13 protein-coding genes are annotated in these 15,771 nt (G+C 70.5%); 9 read left to right on the plus strand and 4 right to left on the minus strand.

Annotation, left to right across the window (positions count from 1 at the left end; genetic code table 11):
- The first annotated feature begins 16 nt into the window (after window positions 1-16).
- Together ACIBVQ_RS31020 and thrS are read left to right on the plus strand one after the other, a co-directional pair.
- Window positions 17-655, plus strand: a complete 639-nt coding sequence (locus ACIBVQ_RS31020; protein ID WP_352011661.1) for a GH25 family lysozyme — start codon at window positions 17-19, stop codon at window positions 653-655.
- Between the two features lie 58 nt (window positions 656-713).
- Window positions 714-2,681 (plus strand): threonine--tRNA ligase, encoded by a 1,968-nt coding sequence (gene thrS / locus ACIBVQ_RS31025; RefSeq protein ID WP_352011662.1) that lies wholly within the window; start codon window positions 714-716, stop codon window positions 2,679-2,681.
- A gap of 56 nt (window positions 2,682-2,737) precedes the next feature.
- On the opposite strand, the gene ACIBVQ_RS31030 is transcribed toward thrS, so the two are convergent.
- Window positions 2,738-3,271: an Asp23/Gls24 family envelope stress response protein gene (locus ACIBVQ_RS31030; RefSeq protein WP_399181762.1), complete on the minus strand. Its 534-nt coding sequence runs from the start codon at window positions 3,269-3,271 to the stop codon at window positions 2,738-2,740.
- Between the two features lie 125 nt (window positions 3,272-3,396).
- On the opposite strand from ACIBVQ_RS31030, the gene ACIBVQ_RS31035 reads away from it, so the two are divergent.
- Window positions 3,397-3,951, plus strand: a complete 555-nt coding sequence (locus ACIBVQ_RS31035) for an HIT family protein (protein WP_399181765.1) — start codon at window positions 3,397-3,399, stop codon at window positions 3,949-3,951.
- Here the strand turns inward: ACIBVQ_RS31035 and ACIBVQ_RS31040 are convergent.
- From ACIBVQ_RS31040 to ACIBVQ_RS31050, 3 genes are all read right to left on the minus strand, one after another.
- Window positions 3,894-6,038 carry a hypothetical protein gene (locus ACIBVQ_RS31040; protein WP_399181767.1) on the minus strand — a complete coding sequence of 715 codons (2,145 nt, stop codon included), beginning with the start codon at window positions 6,036-6,038 and terminating at the stop codon, window positions 3,894-3,896. The two genes, ACIBVQ_RS31035 and ACIBVQ_RS31040, sit on opposite strands and share 58 nt — an antisense overlap.
- Window positions 6,039-6,142: 104 nt before the next feature.
- Complete coding sequence (locus ACIBVQ_RS31045; RefSeq protein ID WP_399181769.1) at window positions 6,143-7,780, minus strand: glycoside hydrolase family 10 protein; 1,638 nt, start codon at window positions 7,778-7,780, stop codon at window positions 6,143-6,145.
- A gap of 125 nt (window positions 7,781-7,905) precedes the next feature.
- Window positions 7,906-10,038 (minus strand): elongation factor G-like protein EF-G2, encoded by a 2,133-nt coding sequence (locus tag ACIBVQ_RS31050; protein ID WP_399181771.1) that lies wholly within the window; start codon window positions 10,036-10,038, stop codon window positions 7,906-7,908.
- A 199-nt stretch (window positions 10,039-10,237) separates the two neighbouring features.
- Between ACIBVQ_RS31050 and pgsA the strand changes: the two genes are divergently transcribed.
- The 6 genes from pgsA to pdxS all read left to right on the plus strand — a co-directional run bounded on the left by pgsA (window position 10,238) and on the right by pdxS (window position 15,670).
- Window positions 10,238-10,855 carry a phosphatidylinositol phosphate synthase gene (pgsA, locus tag ACIBVQ_RS31055; protein ID WP_362775845.1) on the plus strand — a complete coding sequence of 206 codons (618 nt, stop codon included), beginning with the start codon at window positions 10,238-10,240 and terminating at the stop codon, window positions 10,853-10,855.
- Window positions 10,856-10,867: 12 nt separating this feature from the next.
- The gene (locus ACIBVQ_RS31060; RefSeq protein WP_399181773.1) at window positions 10,868-11,782 is read left to right on the plus strand and encodes a phosphatidylinositol mannoside acyltransferase; all 915 of its coding nucleotides are present in this window, start codon (window positions 10,868-10,870) and stop codon (window positions 11,780-11,782) included.
- Between the two features lie 49 nt (window positions 11,783-11,831).
- Complete coding sequence (locus ACIBVQ_RS31065) at window positions 11,832-12,959, plus strand: glycosyltransferase family 4 protein (protein ID WP_352011670.1); 1,128 nt, start codon at window positions 11,832-11,834, stop codon at window positions 12,957-12,959.
- Complete coding sequence (locus ACIBVQ_RS31070) at window positions 12,956-13,495, plus strand: hypothetical protein (protein WP_399181775.1); 540 nt, start codon at window positions 12,956-12,958, stop codon at window positions 13,493-13,495. Before ACIBVQ_RS31065 ends, ACIBVQ_RS31070 begins: the two co-directional genes overlap by 4 nt.
- An 81-nt stretch (window positions 13,496-13,576) precedes the next feature.
- On the plus strand, window positions 13,577-14,593 hold the full coding sequence (locus ACIBVQ_RS31075; protein ID WP_352011672.1) for a DUF3048 domain-containing protein: 1,017 nt from the start codon (window positions 13,577-13,579) through the stop codon (window positions 14,591-14,593).
- 162 nt (window positions 14,594-14,755) lie between these two features.
- Window positions 14,756-15,670 (plus strand): pyridoxal 5'-phosphate synthase lyase subunit PdxS, encoded by a 915-nt coding sequence (gene pdxS / locus ACIBVQ_RS31080; RefSeq protein WP_352011673.1) that lies wholly within the window; start codon window positions 14,756-14,758, stop codon window positions 15,668-15,670.
- Window positions 15,671-15,771: the final 101 nt, after the last annotated feature.

A 15,771-nucleotide genomic window follows, 5' to 3' on the forward strand; every position in this document is an offset into this window, starting at 1 on the left:
CAATAGCCTGGCCGCCATGTTGCCCATGTTGCACGGCATCGACGTGTCGAACTGGCAGGGGGCGGTCGACTGGGGCGGGCACGCCGACAACGGCGTGTCCTTCGCCTTCGCCAAGGCCACCGAGGGGAGCACCTTCACCGACCGGTGGTTCGAGCGCAACTGGACCGGCATGCGGGAGAACTGGATCGTCTGCGGCGCCTATCACTTCGCCAGGCCCGCGGGCGACCCGGAGGACCAGGCGCGCCGCTTCCTCGGGACGGTCGAGCGGGCGGGCGGGCTGCGCCACGGAGACCTGGTCGCCCTCGACCTGGAGACCGGTGACCGGCTGCCGCCCAGGAAGGTGGCCCGTTTCGCGCGCGCCTGGTGCGAGGCCGTCGCCGCCCGCGCGAGGGTCAGGCCGGTGATCTACACTTTTCTGGCCTTCGCCGACGCGGGCAACTGCGCCGGGCTTGAGGACCACCCGCTGTGGATCGCCGCCCCCGACCATCCGACGGGCAGGCCGGAGATCCCGCAGCCGTGGCACAGATGGACGATCCACCAGTACTGTCACGAACCGCTGGACCGCAACGTCTTCCGGGGGACCAGGGCGCAGCTCACCTCACTGGGCTACCGGCCCCGGCGGCGCGCTGGAAAAAGGCGTGGCGGACACCGGTAGCATCGGATCCATAGTCGGGTTTCCCGAGAACCAGCGTCACGCATACCGAGGAGCAACCGTGTCGGCCGTGTCAGAACTGCGCATCACCCTCGCCGGAGCCGAGCGTGTGGTGGCGGGGGGCACGACGTACGGCGACGCCCTCGGGGCGGACGGCCGCTCGGTGGTCGCCGCCAGGGTGAACGGCGAGCTGAGGGACCTCGCGGCCGTGGTGTCCGAGGGCGACCAGGTCGAGCCCGTCGAGGCGGCCAGCGCCGACGGCCGGGCCATCGTGCGCCACTCGACCGCCCACGTCATGGCCCAGGCGGTGCAGGAGATCTTCCCCGAGGCCAGGCTCGGCATCGGCCCGCCGGTCGAGAACGGCTTCTACTACGACTTCGACGTCAAGGACCCCTTCACCCCCGACGACCTCAAGCGCATCGAGAAGCGCATGCGGGAGATCGTCAAGCAGGGGCAGCTCTTCTCCCGCAGGAGGGTCTCCGACGAGGAGGCGCGCGCGGAGCTGGCGGCCGAGCCGTACAAGCTGGAGCTGATCGGGCTCAAGGGCGGCGGTGACGCCGAGGAGAGCGTCGAGGTGGGCGGCGCCGAGCTGACCATCTACGACAACCTCGACCCCAAGTCCGGTGAGCTGTGCTGGAAGGACCTGTGCCGGGGCCCGCACGTGCCCAGCACCCGTTCCATCCCGGCGTTCAAGCTGATGCGCACCGGCGGCGCCTACTGGCGGGGCAGCGAGAAGAACCCGCAGCTGCAGCGCATCTACGGCACCGCGTGGGAGTCCAGGGAGCGGCAGGACGAGTACCTCCACATGCTGGAGGAGGCCGAGAAGCGCGACCACCGCAAGCTGGGCGCCGAACTCGACCTGTTCTCCTTCCCCGAGGAGCTCGGCTCAGGGCTGCCGGTCTTCCACCCCAAGGGCGGCGTGATCCGCAGGGTGCTCGAAGACTACTCGCGGCGCAGGCACGAGGAGGCGGACTACTCCTTCGTCAACACCCCGCACATCACCAAGGGCCACCTCTACGAGATCTCCGGTCACCTCGACTGGTACGCCGACGGCATGTTCCCGCCCATGGAGCTTGAGGGGGCCAGTTACTACCTCAAGCCGATGAACTGCCCGATGCACAACCTGATCTTCAGGTCGCGCGGGCGTTCCTACCGTGAGCTGCCGCTGCGGCTGTTCGAGTTCGGCACCGTCTACCGCTACGAGAAGTCGGGCGTGGTCCACGGCCTGACCCGGGTGCGCGGCCTGACCCAGGACGACGCCCACATCTACTGCACCCGCGACCAGATGCGCGACGAGCTGAAGTCGCTGCTGAGGTTCGTCCTCGACCTGCTGCGCGACTACGGCCTCGACGACTTCTACCTTGAGCTGTCCACCAAGGACCCGGAGAAGTTCGTCGGCTCGGACGAGGACTGGGAGGAGGCGACCGCGACACTGCGCGAGGTCGCCGAGTCGGAGAACCTCGACCTCGTCCTCGACCCCGGCGGGGCCGCCTTCTACGGGCCGAAGATCTCCGTGCAGGCGCGCGACGCCATCGGGCGCAGCTGGCAGATGTCGACCATCCAGCTCGACTTCAACCTGCCGAAGCTCTTCGAGCTGGAGTACCAGTCGTCGGACGGCACGCGCCAGCAGCCCATCATGATCCACCGGGCGCTGTTCGGCTCGATCGAGCGCTTCTTCGGCGTCCTGGTCGAGCACTACGCGGGCGCCTTCCCTCCCTGGCTCGCCCCCGTGCAGGTCGTCGGCATCCCGATCGGCGACGCCCACGTCCCCTACCTTCAGGACCTGGCCAAGAAGGCCCGCGAGCGGGGCGTCAGGATCGAGGTCGACGCCTCCGGCGACCGCATGCAGAAGAAGATCCGCAACGCGCAGAAGGCCAAGGTGCCGTTCATGCTCCTGGCCGGTGACGAGGACATCGCCAACGACGCGGTCTCCTTCAGGTTCCGCAACGGCGAGCAGAAGAACGGCGTCCCCGTCGCCCAGGCGATCGACGAGATCGTCGACGCGATCGAGCGGCGCGTCCAGGTCTGATCCCCGCCTCCGGCGCGGCCCGTGCCTCCGACGCGGAGCACGGGCCGCTCACCGGGTCAGACGTCCTCGGCGGAACGGCCGGTGACGGGCTCGCCGGGCAGGCGGACGTCCTCGACGCCCACGTTGACCTCGACGACCCGCATGCCCAGCATCCGGCTGACCGTGCGGGCCACGTTGTTCTTGACCTCGTTGGCCACGTCCATCACGACGTGGCCGTACTCCGCGACGATCGAGACGTCGATCGCGACCGTGCGGTCCTGGACGTGGGCGCTCACACCCCGCCCGCTCCTCCTGGCTCCGGGGGCCACCCGCTCGCCGATCGCCTCAAGCACGCCGGAGGGGTCCTCGCCGAGCCCCACGACACCGGCGACCTCCAGGGTCGCGAGGGCGGCCACCTTCTCGACCACCTCGTCGGCCACCCTGATGCGGCCCTTCACCACCGCGGCGGCCCCGGCGGTTCCCGGGTTCTCGGAGACCGCGGGAGCGGTGGCGAGGGAAGCCGAGAGGTTCAGCGGGAACGGGCGGGCGGCCGGGGTCTCAGCGGGAGAGTCGGTCTCCTCGGTGATCTCTTCGACGGAGACGTCGGTCATGGGTACTCCTCGGCTTTCGGTGGTCATGCTCGCGAGGATTCTGCCGGAAAATAGGCCGCTTTGTCCGCATATACAGGCGGCACCGGCTGGGGACGCCCGAAACCGGTGGGCCTATGCTGCAATGCATGCAGGAGAGCGAGCCGATCGAGCAGGCGGGGGCTGGGGTCCCTGACAACTTCCAGCGACTGTGGACTCCGCACCGGATGGCCTACATCAAGAGGGAGAACAAGCCGGCGGGCTCCGGCCCCGGCGACGGCTGTCCCTTCTGCGAGATCCCCGAACTGAGCGACGAGGACGGCCTGATCGTCGCCAGGGGAACCGCGGTCTTCGCCCTGCTCAACCTCTACCCGTACAACTCCGGCCACCTGATGGTCTGCCCCTACCGGCACGTGGCCGACTACGCCGACCTCGACGAGGTGGAGACCGCCGAGCTGGCCGACTTCACCAAACGGGCGCTCACCGCCCTGCGCAAGGCCAGCGGCGCGCAGGGCTTCAACGTGGGCATGAACCTCGGCGACGTCGCCGGAGCGGGCATCGCCGCCCACCTGCACCAGCACGTGGTGCCCCGCTGGGGCGGGGACACCAACTTCATGCCGGTCGTCGGTCACACCAAGGTGCTGCCTCAGCTGCTGCGCGACACCAGGGAGCTGCTCGCGGGCTCCTGGCCCGCCTCCGCGTAGGATCCGCTCTCGCCGAGGGCCCTGACCCCGACCGAGAGCACCAGCGGTACGGCCAGCGCCAGGGCCATGGACAGCACGGCGGCGCCGGAGTCGTTGACCAGGGTGCCGACGACCCCGCTGACCAGGGCGCCGATCAGACCGGCGCGCAGCGTGGGGGAGTACTCGAAGGCCGCGGGCAGCACCCCCGCGCTGGCCGCGTCCGGCCGCAGCAGCGCGTAGACCAGGAAGGCGAACGCGGCGATCACGATCGGCATCAGGTTCGGGTTGAGCAGCGTGCCCAGCATCGCGCCGAGCTTGCGGCTGACCACCTCGAAGGCCTCGCCGGTGAAGATCTGGCCGACGAAACGGCCCAGGTGGGTCTGGGAGCCGGGCGGGCGCAGGTGGTCGAGATAGGCGATGGTCATCACGATGACACCGCCCGCCACGCAGAACGCGCCCAGCTTGACGATCGAGACCCGCCTGCCCGCGATCAGCAGCGCCGTCACGGCGATGCCGGGCACGAAGGCGATCACCCCGCCGAAGTCACTGCCGATCCCGGGGAAGCCGCCCAGGATCATCGCGACTCCTCCCAGCGTCGCCACGATCCCGACCGCCGCGTTCTTACGCCCCACGCTCACCAGCCGGTGGGCGATCGAGGTCACCACCAGCAGAACCGAGGTGGCGAACAGCGCGAACGGGATGTTGCCCAGACCCGAGTAACGGGCGCCGACCACGGCGGTGTAGCCCATGACGCTGTTGAACTGCAGGTTCGTCCCGGTCACCAGGTCACCGGCGATGGCCGCCGCGGTGACCCCCGTGACGAACACCAGCGGCCCGAGCGGGGAACGGCGCCACGGGCCCGCCAGCGCGGTCACGGCCAGCAGCAGGGTGATCACGACGATCCCGCCGACCACGGCGGCCAGCGGCGCCCCCGTGTGCTCCCAGGCGAGAAGGTTGACCAGGTAGGTCGAGACCGGCAGGCACGCCAGCGTGACCGCGGCCACCCTGACCCCGCCGAGCCCGCGCCTGCGGCGCATCAGCAGGAAGGCGGCGACGTAGAACAGCACCTGCAGTGCGGCCACCGAGGTGAAGAAGATCCCGCCCATGTCCCTGATCGCCTGGCCGGCCCCGTCGTCGTCGACCAGTTCGGCCTTGGCCCCCTCGACCCCGCCCGTACGGCTCGCCGCCACCCGCCAGGGCACCCCGATCACCGAGGGCGGTACGGCCACGCCCGTTATCCCGAGCATCGTGGCCGTGATGTCGGGCACGATGGAGACGTCCTCACGGTGGGTCGAGGGTGCCCCGAGGAAACGGCCCGAGGCGTCCTGAGCGCGCATCATGGCCACCCGCAGATGCGGGACGCCCCCATGGTCTCCCAGACCCGCCAGCAGCACGACGGCGTCCTGCGGGAGGGCGTTCAGCGCCGCCCCCGTCTTGGCGTCCGCCAGCCGCAGCGCCTGCGCCCGCCGCTCCGGGGTGAGGGCGTCCTCGGCCTCGGGCAGCCGCCCGCCGGTCACGTAGGGCCGGATCAGGTCGTCGACGTCGACCGCGGCCACCCGGCACGCGTCGAACGCGCCGGGGGTCAGCCGTTCCGGGGAGGCGGCGTAGCGGTCGACCCGCCCCGACCGGTCGGCCAGGGCGAGGGCCGCCCCGGGCCCCACCGCGAGCGTGCAGCCGCCCGCTGCGTGCACGGCGTCGCCGAGCGTGCCGGTGCCGCGCTGCCCCGCGACCCGGTACAGGTAGTCGTAGCCGGGGATGACGGCGCCCTGCCCCTCCGGGGTGGGCTCGGGCGGCAGGCCGCAGCCGTACCCGACGGCGGACCTGATCCCGGCGGAGACCGTGAGCCAGCCGTCGTAGGGGCAGGTCACGCGGCCGACCGTGCGGACCGAGAGCGACCCGGTCGCGCTCCGGCCCGCCAGGGCCCACAGGTTCGGCGTGCCCTCGGGGGTCAGGTCGCTCCACAGCAGACCGGGGATCCCGATCAGCACCACCCGCGCGGGACCGTCCGCATGGGCCGTGACCCGGACCGCCGGTTGCGCCGCCGCGTGCGCGGCCCCAGGCCACAGCACTCCCAGGACCAGCGCGAACACGGCAAGCGTTCGCCTCACCGGAGACCTCCCTGACTCAGCCGAGTGTCGGCACCGTACGGGAAGGTAGGGGAAGAGCCCGTCCGAGGTCTACCGGAAGAAGAGAATCACCGGTATCAACCGGGTCAAGGTAGGACGATCTTGGCAGTTGGGCTCTCGTTCTGCAGGCGGTCGAGCGCGGTGACGAGGTAGGTCCCGCTCCCGCGCGCGGTGAAACTCTGCCGCGCCTGGTCCGAGGCGGGCACCACGGCGAGAAGGTTGCGGGCGTCCGCGGTCGCGCACGCCCCGGCCTCACCGGAGGCGACCCGGTAGACGGCGTAGGAGCGGGCGTCGGGGGAGGGGTTCCAGCTGATCGTGCCGTCCTGGACCCTCAGGTCCGCGGGCGTGGCCGGGGCCCTGCCGCCGAGACCCTTGATCAGGGGCAGCAGCGCGGGGCGGGAGTAGTACTTGGCGACGACCCGGTCGAGCGCGCCGAGCGGGTTGGTCAGGAGTTGCTTGGCGCTGAAGTAGACGTCGCCGTTGACCTCCTTGTACTTGCGGTTCACCGCCAGGTGGGAGGCCAGCTCACCCGCCTTGGTCCAGGCCGGGGTGTCGGTCGCCCCGACCCGGTAGAGGCCCTGCCCGATGTACAGGTCGACGTCGGTGCCCTTGACCTGGGCGGCCCACCACGGCACCAGCACGTCGTAGTCGGCCGCCTTGAAGCCGCGCGGCCAGTACAGCTGCGGGATGACGTAGTCGACCGTGCCCTTCTTGATCCAGTGGCGGGCGTCGGCGTAGATGGAGTCGTAGGCGGACATGCCGCCGGTGGCCGAGCCCGTCGGGTCCTGCGCCTTGTTGCGCCAGATCCCGAAGGGGCTCACGCCGAACTTGAGGTACGGCTTCACCTGGTGAACCGCCGTGTCGACCTGGGAGATCAGCGCGTTGACGTTGGCACGCCGCCAGTCGGCCCGCTTGGCGCCCTTGCCGTACTTCCTGAAGGCCGCGTCGTCGCCGAACGGCGCGCCCGCGCCGGGATAGGGGTAGAAGTAGTCGTCGAAGTGGACGCCGTCCACGTCGTAGCGCTGGGCCACGTCCTTGACGACCGCGGTGACGTGGTCGCGGACCGCGGGCAGGCCGGGGTTGTAGTAGATCTTGCCCTCGTGCTTGACGATCCACTCCGGGTGCTCACGGGCGGGGTGGCCCGCGGGAAGCCCCTCCGCGCCCCCCTCGAACGCGGCACGGTAGGGGTTGAACCAGGCGTGGAACTCAAGCCCACGCCGGTGGGCCTCGGCGATCAGGAACGGCAGCGGGTCCCAGCCGGGGTCCTTGCCCGCCGTGCCGGTCAGATACTCCGACCAGGGCTCAAGAGATGACTTGTACAGCGCGTCCGAGGCCGGGCGGACCTGGAAGAACACCGCGTTGAAGCGGCGTTTGACCGCCTGGTCGAGGATCTTGACGTACTCGGCGCGCTGCCTGGCGGGCGAGAGCCCGGTGCGCGAGGGCCAGTCGATGTTCTTCACCGTCGCGATCCAGATGCCGCGCATCTCCCGCTTGGGGTATCTCGCGTCCGTCTCGCAGGCGGCCGTCACGCTGTCCGCCGCCGGTGTGCCCGAAGCCGGTTCGGTCCCGGTCTGTGTGGCGGACTCGGCGGCCTTGGTGGTCTTGGAGGCCTTGGAGTGCTTGGCCGGCTTCGCCGGAGGGGCGTCCGGGCCGAAGGTGTAGGCCGCGCCGGTCGTGAGGACAGCGAGGGCGGTTGCGGCGAGCAAAGGACGTCCGGTTCGCATGGTTCATCAGTCTGTCATCGGGACCGGGGTACTTTGGCCCTGAAAAAAGAAATCATTCCGTGACGCTACTGTTATGTAGTCAATCCTTGGGAGGCGTGGGCGGTGGCGCCCACGCCTCCCTCGGGTCAGCTCGCGACCTTGTCCGCCAGGTGGGCGGGCAGCGGCTCGTAGCGCAGGAAGACACGGTGGAACGTCCCCGTGCCGTGCGACATGGACCGCAGGTCGATCGCGTAACGGGTGATCTCAAGCTCGGGCACCTCGGCGCGGACGAGCGTGCGGCCGGTGCCGACCGGCTCGGTGCCCAGGACGCGTCCCCTGCGGGAGGACAGGTCCGACATCACCGAGCCGACGTGGTCGTCGGGAACCAGCACGGTGACCTCGTCGACCGGTTCGAGCAGCAGCGTGGGAACCTTGGCGGCGGCCTCCTTCAGCGCCAGCGCCCCGGCGATCTGGAAGGCCATGTCCGAGGAGTCGACCGAGTGGGCCTTGCCGTCGTACAGCGTCACCCGCACGTCGACCAGCGGGTAGCCGGCCAGCACGCCGCGCTGCATCTGGGTGCGCACCCCCTTCTCGACGGAGGGGATGAACTGACGCGGGACCACACCGCCGACGATCTTGTCGACGAACTCGAAACCCCCGCCGGAGGGCAGCGGCTCGATCTCCAGATGGCAGATGGCGTACTGGCCGTGCCCGCCGGTCTGCTTGACGTTGCGGCCCAGCGCCTGGCATCTGCCGCCGAAGGTCTCCCTGAGCGGCACCCGCAGCCCGATCTTCTCGACCTCGACGCCGTGGCGCCTGCTCAGCCGGTCGAGCAGGACGTCCGCGTGGGCCTCGCCCATGCACCACAGCACCAGCTGCCTGGTCTCCGGGTTGTTCTCCAGCCTGAGCGTGGGGTCCTCGGCGACCAGGCGCTGCAGGGCCTGCCCGAGCTTGTCGTCGTCGGCCTTCGACTTCGCCTGGATCGCCACGGGCAGCAGCGGGTCGGGCATGCTCCAGGCGGTCATCAGCAGTGGCCGCTCCTTGTCGGACAGGGTGTCGCCGGTCTCGGCGCGCGACAGCTTCGCCACCGCGGTGATGTCGCCCGCCACGCATGCGGCGACCGTGCGCTGGGTCTTGCCCAGGGGGCAGGAGAGCGCGCCGATGCGTTCGTCCACGTCGTGGTCCTCGTGCCCCCGCTCGGCCAGCCCGTGGCCGGAGACGTGCACGGTCATGTCGGGGCGCAGCGTGCCGGAGAACACCCTGACCAGGCTGATGCGGCCGACATAGGGGTCGCTGGTGGTCTTGACGACCTCGGCGACGAGAGGTCCCTCCGGGTCACAGGTGACGTCGGTGACCGGTTTGCCGTCGATGGTGGTGATCTCGGGCAGCGGGTGCTCAAGAGGGGAGGGGAAGCCCTGGGTGACGAGTTCGAGGATCTCGAAGGCGCCGACCCCCGCCCCGGTGGCGAGCACCGGATAGAAGCCCCCGCGGGCCACGGCCTTCTCCAGGTCGCCGATGAGGGTCTCGGTGCCGATCTCCTCACCCGAGAGGTAACGGTCCATCAGGGACTCGTCCTCGCTCTCCTGGATGATCCCCTCGATCAGGGAGGCGCGGTAGAAGTCGATCCTGTCCCGCTGGGAGGCGTCGGGGACGCCCTCGGTGGGCCTGCCGCCGGTGTAGTCGTGGAAGGTCTGGGTCAGCAGCCCGACCAGGCCCCTCAGCTCGCCCCCCTCGGTGACCGGAAGGTACAGCGGTGCCACGCCGTCGCCGAAGGCGTCCTGGCAGGCGGTCAGCACCTCGTCGAACTCGGCCCGCTGGTGGTCGAGCTTCGTGATCACCACGGCGCGGGGCATCCCGACGGCCGCGCACTCCTCCCAGAGGATCCGGGTGAGGCCGTCGATCCCCTCGGAGGCGGAGACGACGAAGAGCGCCGCGTCCGCCGCGCGCAGCCCGGCCCGCAGGTCACCCACGAAGTCGGCGTAACCGGGGGTGTCCAGCAGGTTGACCTTGACGCCGTTGTGGACCAGCGGGGCCAGGGTCAGGTTGACCGAGCGCTGCTGGCGCACCTCGACCTCGTCGAAGTCGCTGACCGTGCCGCCGTCCTCGACCCGGCCCGCGCGCTGCACGGTCCGCGTCGCGGCCAGCAGCGTCTCCACGAGGGTCGTCTTGCCCGAGCCGGAATGGCCGACCAGTACGACATTGCGAATCATGTCCGGCCGGTCGGCCGCGGGCGCCCTACCCGCGGCTCCCGCTGTCCCGCCGGTTGCCTTCTCTGCCACGTCGCCTCCTGCGTCGTTGCCGAAGGAGCGCGGCCGCGTGCGGCCACACCCCGGGGTCCGCCGCCGCGTCCGTACACCGCAAGGACGCGGTGTGTTCACCAAATACCCGTGTGGCGAATATCACAAGAGGGCCGAGGTGATCCGGTCGCGGAGCGTTGGATGCGCGCTCACAGGTTGTGTGGCCTACGATCGGAGCGCGATGCTGAAACTTCTGCGCCCCGCCGTGACCCGAATCCTGACCCCCCTGGGCAGGGCGCTCGCCCGCCGGGGGATCAGCCCCAACATGGTCACCGCGGTCGGCACAATCGGCACCGTGGCCGCGGCTCTCTTCTTCTATCCCCGTGGGCAGTTGTTCCCCGGCAGTGTCGTGATCACTATTTTCGTGCTGGCCGATCTGCTCGACGGGGTCATGGCCAGGATGTCGGGCCCGGGAAGCCTCTGGGGCGCCTTCCTCGACTCCACCCTCGACCGGGTCGGCGACGCCGGGATCTTCTCGGGGCTGGTGATCTGGCTCATGCTGGACGGACAGCGGGCGCTGGCGATGGTCGCCCTGTTCTGCCTGGTCGCCGGCGCCGTGGTGTCCTACGTCAAGGCCAGGGCCGAGGGATTGGGCATGACGTGCGACGTCGGTCTCGTCGAACGGCCGGAACGGCTGGTCGTCGGCCTGGTCGCCGCGGGGATCGGCGGGCTCGGCGTGCCGTACGTGCTGTCGGGGGGGCTCTGGCTGCTGGCCGTGGGAAGTGCGGTCACGGTCGTCCAGCGTCTCCTGCACGTCTACCGCCAGGCCTCCTCCTCGGCGTCACGCCCCCTCCGCTGATCGGAAAAAGCGATGACAGGCAAGCCATCTCCCCAGGATCGTCTCGTCGCCGCGGGGTTCGGCGCGGGCTGGGCGATCGTCCCCCACCTGCCGGAACGCCTCACGGCCTGGGCGTTCAGGACGGCCGCCGACCGGTTGTGGAGGCGTCGCGGCGCCTCCGTCCTGCGTCTTGAGGCCAACCTCGCCCGGGTCAAGGGCACGTCGAAGGACGACCCGGCGATCCGCGAGCTGAGCCGTGCGGGCATGCGCTCCTACTTCCGCTACTTCCACGAGGTCTTCCGCCTGCCCTCCATGCCGAAGGCGGAGATCCTCTCCCGCATGCACGCCGTCGGCGTCCAGCGGGTCCACGACAACCTCGCCGCGGGCCGGGGGGTCGTCATGGCGCTGCCGCACATGGGCAACTGGGACATGGCGGGCGCCTGGTTCCGCGCGACGGGGCACCCGTTCACCACCGTCGCCGAACGGCTGCGGCCGGAGTCGCTGTTCCTGCGCTACACCGCCTTCAGGCAGGGGCTGGGGATGGAGGTGCTGCCGCTCACCGGCGGGGACGGGCACACCTTCGGCACCCTGTCGCAGCGGCTGAGGGCGGGGGGCGCGGTCGCGCTGCCCGCGGAGCGGGACCTCACGGCCAAGGGGATCGAGGTCGGCTTCTTCGGCTCGGCCACGCGCATGCCCGCCGGGCCCGCCCTGCTGGCCGTGCACACGGGGGCGGCGCTGGTCCCGACGACCCTGTGGTTCGAGGGAGACGACTGGGGCCTGCAGTTCCACGACGAGATCGCCGTCCCGCAGGAGGGCACCCGCGCGGAGAAGGTCGCCGTCCTCACCCAGGCCCTGGCCGACGTCTTCGCGAAGGGCATCGCGGAGCACCCGCAGGACTGGCACATGCTCCAGCGGCTCTGGCTGGAGGACCTGGAGCCCCGCACATGAGCGCCTTGGCGGAACACGGCCGGTACGGCGCGCGAGGGGTGGGCCGGAGGTGAGGATCGGCATCGTCTGTCCCTACACCTGGGACGTGCCCGGCGGGGTGCAGGCGCACGTCCGAGACCTGGCCGAGGCCCTCATCGAGGAGGGCCACCAGGTCTCGGTCATCGCCCCGGCCTCGGAGAACGCCCCCCTGCCCGCCTATGTGACCTCGGTCGGCAGGGCGGTCCCCGTGCCCTTCAACGGCTCGGTCGCGAGACTGTCGTTCGGCTTCCTGTCGGCCAACCGGGTGCGGCGCTGGGTGCGTGAGGGCCGCTTCGACGTGCTGCACGTGCACGAGCCCGCCGTACCCTCCGTCGGGCTGCTGGCCTGCTGGGTTGCCAAGGGGCCGATCGTGGCCACCTTCCACACCTCGCACGAGCGCTACCGCTCGCTGTCGGTCACGACGCCGGTGCTCATGAGCGCGCTGGAGAAGATCAGCGGCCGGATCGCGGTCTCCGACGCCGCCAGGAAGACCCTGGTCGAGTTCGTCGGTGGCGACGCGGTGCTCATCCCCAACGGGGTCGCGGTCGGCCGCTACACGCACGCCGAGCCGTTGCCCGGCTGGGACGAGGGCGAGGTGATCGGCTTCCTCGGGCGGATGGACGAGCCGCGCAAGGGGCTGCCCGTGCTGCTGGACGCCTTCGCCGAGCTCGCCCCGCACCGCCCGGGACTGCGCCTGCTCGTCGCCGGTCCGGGAGACGAGCAGGAGGCCCTGGCGAGGGTTCCCGCCGCCTTCCGCGACCGTGTCGTCCTGCTCGGCATGGTCAGCGAGGAGGACAAGGTGCGCGCCTACCACTCGGTGGACGTGTTCTGCGCGCCGAACCTGGGAGGGGAGAGCTTCGGCATCGTGCTGACCGAGGCGATGTCCGCAGGCGCCGCCATCCTGGCCAGCGACATCCCGGCCTTCCGCAGGGTGCTCGACGACGGCAGGGCGGGGGCGCTGTTCGAGACCGGGGACGCCGCCTCGCTCGCCCGTGAGGCCGCGGCGCTGCTCGACGACCCCGGGCGCAGGGCCGAACTGTCCGCCGAGGCGAGCCGGGCCGTGTGGAAGTACGACTGGTCGACGGTCGCCCGCGACGTCCTGCGGGTCTACGAGACCGTCGCCAGCACCGCGGGAGTCGAGGAGGACGACAACCGGTGACGACCACCCTGATCCTGGTGGTGGGCGCGATCGTGCTGCTCACCGCCGTCTACGTCTCCTGGCGGGCCGGGCGTCTCGACCGCCTGCACATCCGCCTTGAGCTGGCCAGGGAGTCGCTGGACGCCGCCCTGGTACGACGGGCCGCCGTGGCGCTCGAACTGGCCGCCTCCCGGCTGCTCGACCCGGCCACCAGCCTGGTGCTGGCCACCGCGGCGCACGAGGCCCGTACGGCGGGGCCCGAGGAACGCGAGCACGCAGAGAGCGACCTGTCACGCGCGTTGCGGGCGGTGGTGGACCAGGAGCGCTTCCGTGAGCGCCTGGCCGACGTCCCGGAGGGGGGCGAACTGCTCGACGAACTCGGCGCCGCGGTGGCCAAGGTGATCTACTCCCGCCGCTTCTACAACAACGCGGTCGGCGTGACGCGCGCCGCCCAGCGCCGATGGCTGGCCAGGACCCTCAGGCTGGCCGGACACACCGAATATCCCTCCTTCTTCGAGATCGACGACACCCCTCCGAAGGCGCTCGCCATCGAATAGGACACGCGGAACTCGGATATCCGGCAAGTCGGGCACAGGTAAGCTCTTGGGCGTTTCATGGCCGATTTGAGGAGATGAACCGTGCGGGTGCCCCGGATGATCGCCGTCGCGCTGGCGGGAGTGGCTGTTCTCGGGCCGGTGGCGGCCTGTTCCTCGAACGAGCCCGCAGCCGGAGGCAGTCCGCAGGCCGCCGACCCCTCCCCGTCGGAGACGCCCACCCCCGAGCCCCCGCCGACCCACCCCTTCACCGGGCTTCCCGGGGCCGCGCGCAGGCCCGTGCTCGCCGCGAAGATCGAGAACACCTCGGCGGGCAAGCCCCAGCTAGGGCTCAGGAGCGCCGACATCGTCTACGTGGAGCAGGTCGAGGCGGGGCTGACCCGCCTGATGGCCGTCTTCTCCTCGAAGCTGCCGCCCAAGATCGGCCCGGTCCGCAGCGCCAGAATCTCCGACCTGCACATCCTGCCGCAGTTCGGCAAGCCCGCCCTGGCCTACTCGGGCGTGCAGACCAAGATGATCCCCAAGGTCCAGGCCGCGTCCCTGGTCGACGTCTCCGACAGCAGGGCCCCCGGCGCCTACTTCCGCCAGCCGGGCCGCTACGCGCCCTACAACCTGTTCGCGAACACCAAGCAGCTGCTGGCCAAGGCGCCGGGGGCCTCCAAGGCCAAGGACATCGGCTTCACCTTCGGCGACGCCCCTGAGGGAGGTGTGGCCAAGAAGTCGTTCACGGTCCGGTACCCGGCGGCGCGCTTCACCTTCGCCTGGTCGCAGGAGGCGGGCAGGTGGCTGGTCTGGCAGGACGGCAAGAAGGACATGGCCGCCGAGGGCGGCCAGCTCGGCGCCCCCACGATCGTCGTGCAGTACGCCAAGACCGAGCGTTCGGAGTTCCACGACCTGAACCAGAGCTACACGCCCCTGGTGCACAGCGTCGGCAAGGGCAGGGCGGTCGTGCTCAGGGACGGCCAGGCGTTCAAGGCCACCTGGTCGCGCAAGACGGAGGAGGACGGCACGGTCTTCACCACCGAGGCGGGTGAGCCGATGAACTTTGCCCCGGGCCAGGTGTGGATCGTGCTGGCGGCGCCCAAGCCTGTCATTCCCTGAGAACCATGACGGTCCTTACCATCATGTCCAAGAAGATCGCATAAGCGCGACAAGATGGTGTGTAAGGGCACATGCCACTCAGCGCCTACGATAGAGAACGCCGGAAACCCGCCCAGGGAGGCGGACCGTGATCCGCAACCCGCTCGTCGTGAGGTAGAGACCGTGTCCAGCAGCACGCCCGAAGTCACCGAGACCGCCGTCACCGGAACCGCCCGGGTGAAGCGCGGCATGGCAGAGATGCTCAAGGGCGGCGTCATCATGGACGTCGTCACCCCTGAGCAAGCCAAGATCGCCGAGGACGCCGGTGCCGTCGCGGTCATGGCCCTTGAGCGGGTCCCCGCCGACATCCGCGCCCAGGGCGGCGTCTCGCGGATGAGCGACCCCGACATGATCGACGGCATCATCTCCGCCGTCTCCATCCCGGTCATGGCCAAGGCCCGCATCGGCCACTTCGTCGAGGCGCAGGTGCTCCAGTCGCTCGGCGTCGACTACATCGACGAGTCGGAGGTGCTGACCCCGGCCGACTACGCCAACCACATCGACAAGTGGCGCTTCACGGTGCCCTTCGTCTGTGGCGCCACCAACCTGGGCGAGGCGCTGCGCCGCATCACCGAGGGCGCGGCGATGATCCGCTCCAAGGGTGAGGCGGGCACCGGCGACGTCTCGAACGCCACCATGCACATGCGCAAGATCCGCGGTGAGATCAGGCGGCTGTCCTCGCTGGCCGAGGACGAGCTGTACGTCGCCGCCAAGGAGCTGCAGGCGCCGTACGAGCTGGTGGTCGAGGTCGCCAAGGCGGGCAAGCTGCCCGTCGTGCTCTTCACCGCGGGCGGCATCGCCACCCCGGCGGACGCCGCGATGATGATGCAGCTCGGCGCGGAGGGCGTGTTCGTCGGCTCCGGCATCTTCAAGTCGGGCAACCCGGCCCAGCGCGCCGCGGCGATCGTCAAGGCCACCACCTTCTACGACGACCCGGACGTCGTCGCCAAGGTCTCCCGTGGCCTGGGCGAGGCGATGGTCGGCATCAACGTCGACGACATCCCGGTCCCGCACCGCCTGGCGGAGCGCGGCTGGTAGCCGATCAGGACCGGACCGGTTCCGCCGGCTGAAGCACCGCCCGGCGGAGCGCGGCCGGTGGGGGCGGACCACGAGAAGGCGGCGTCTTTGCGGGACGCCGC

Source organism: Streptosporangium sp. NPDC049376 (assembly GCF_044466505.1).
Lineage (GTDB): Bacteria > Actinomycetota > Actinomycetes > Streptosporangiales > Streptosporangiaceae > Streptosporangium.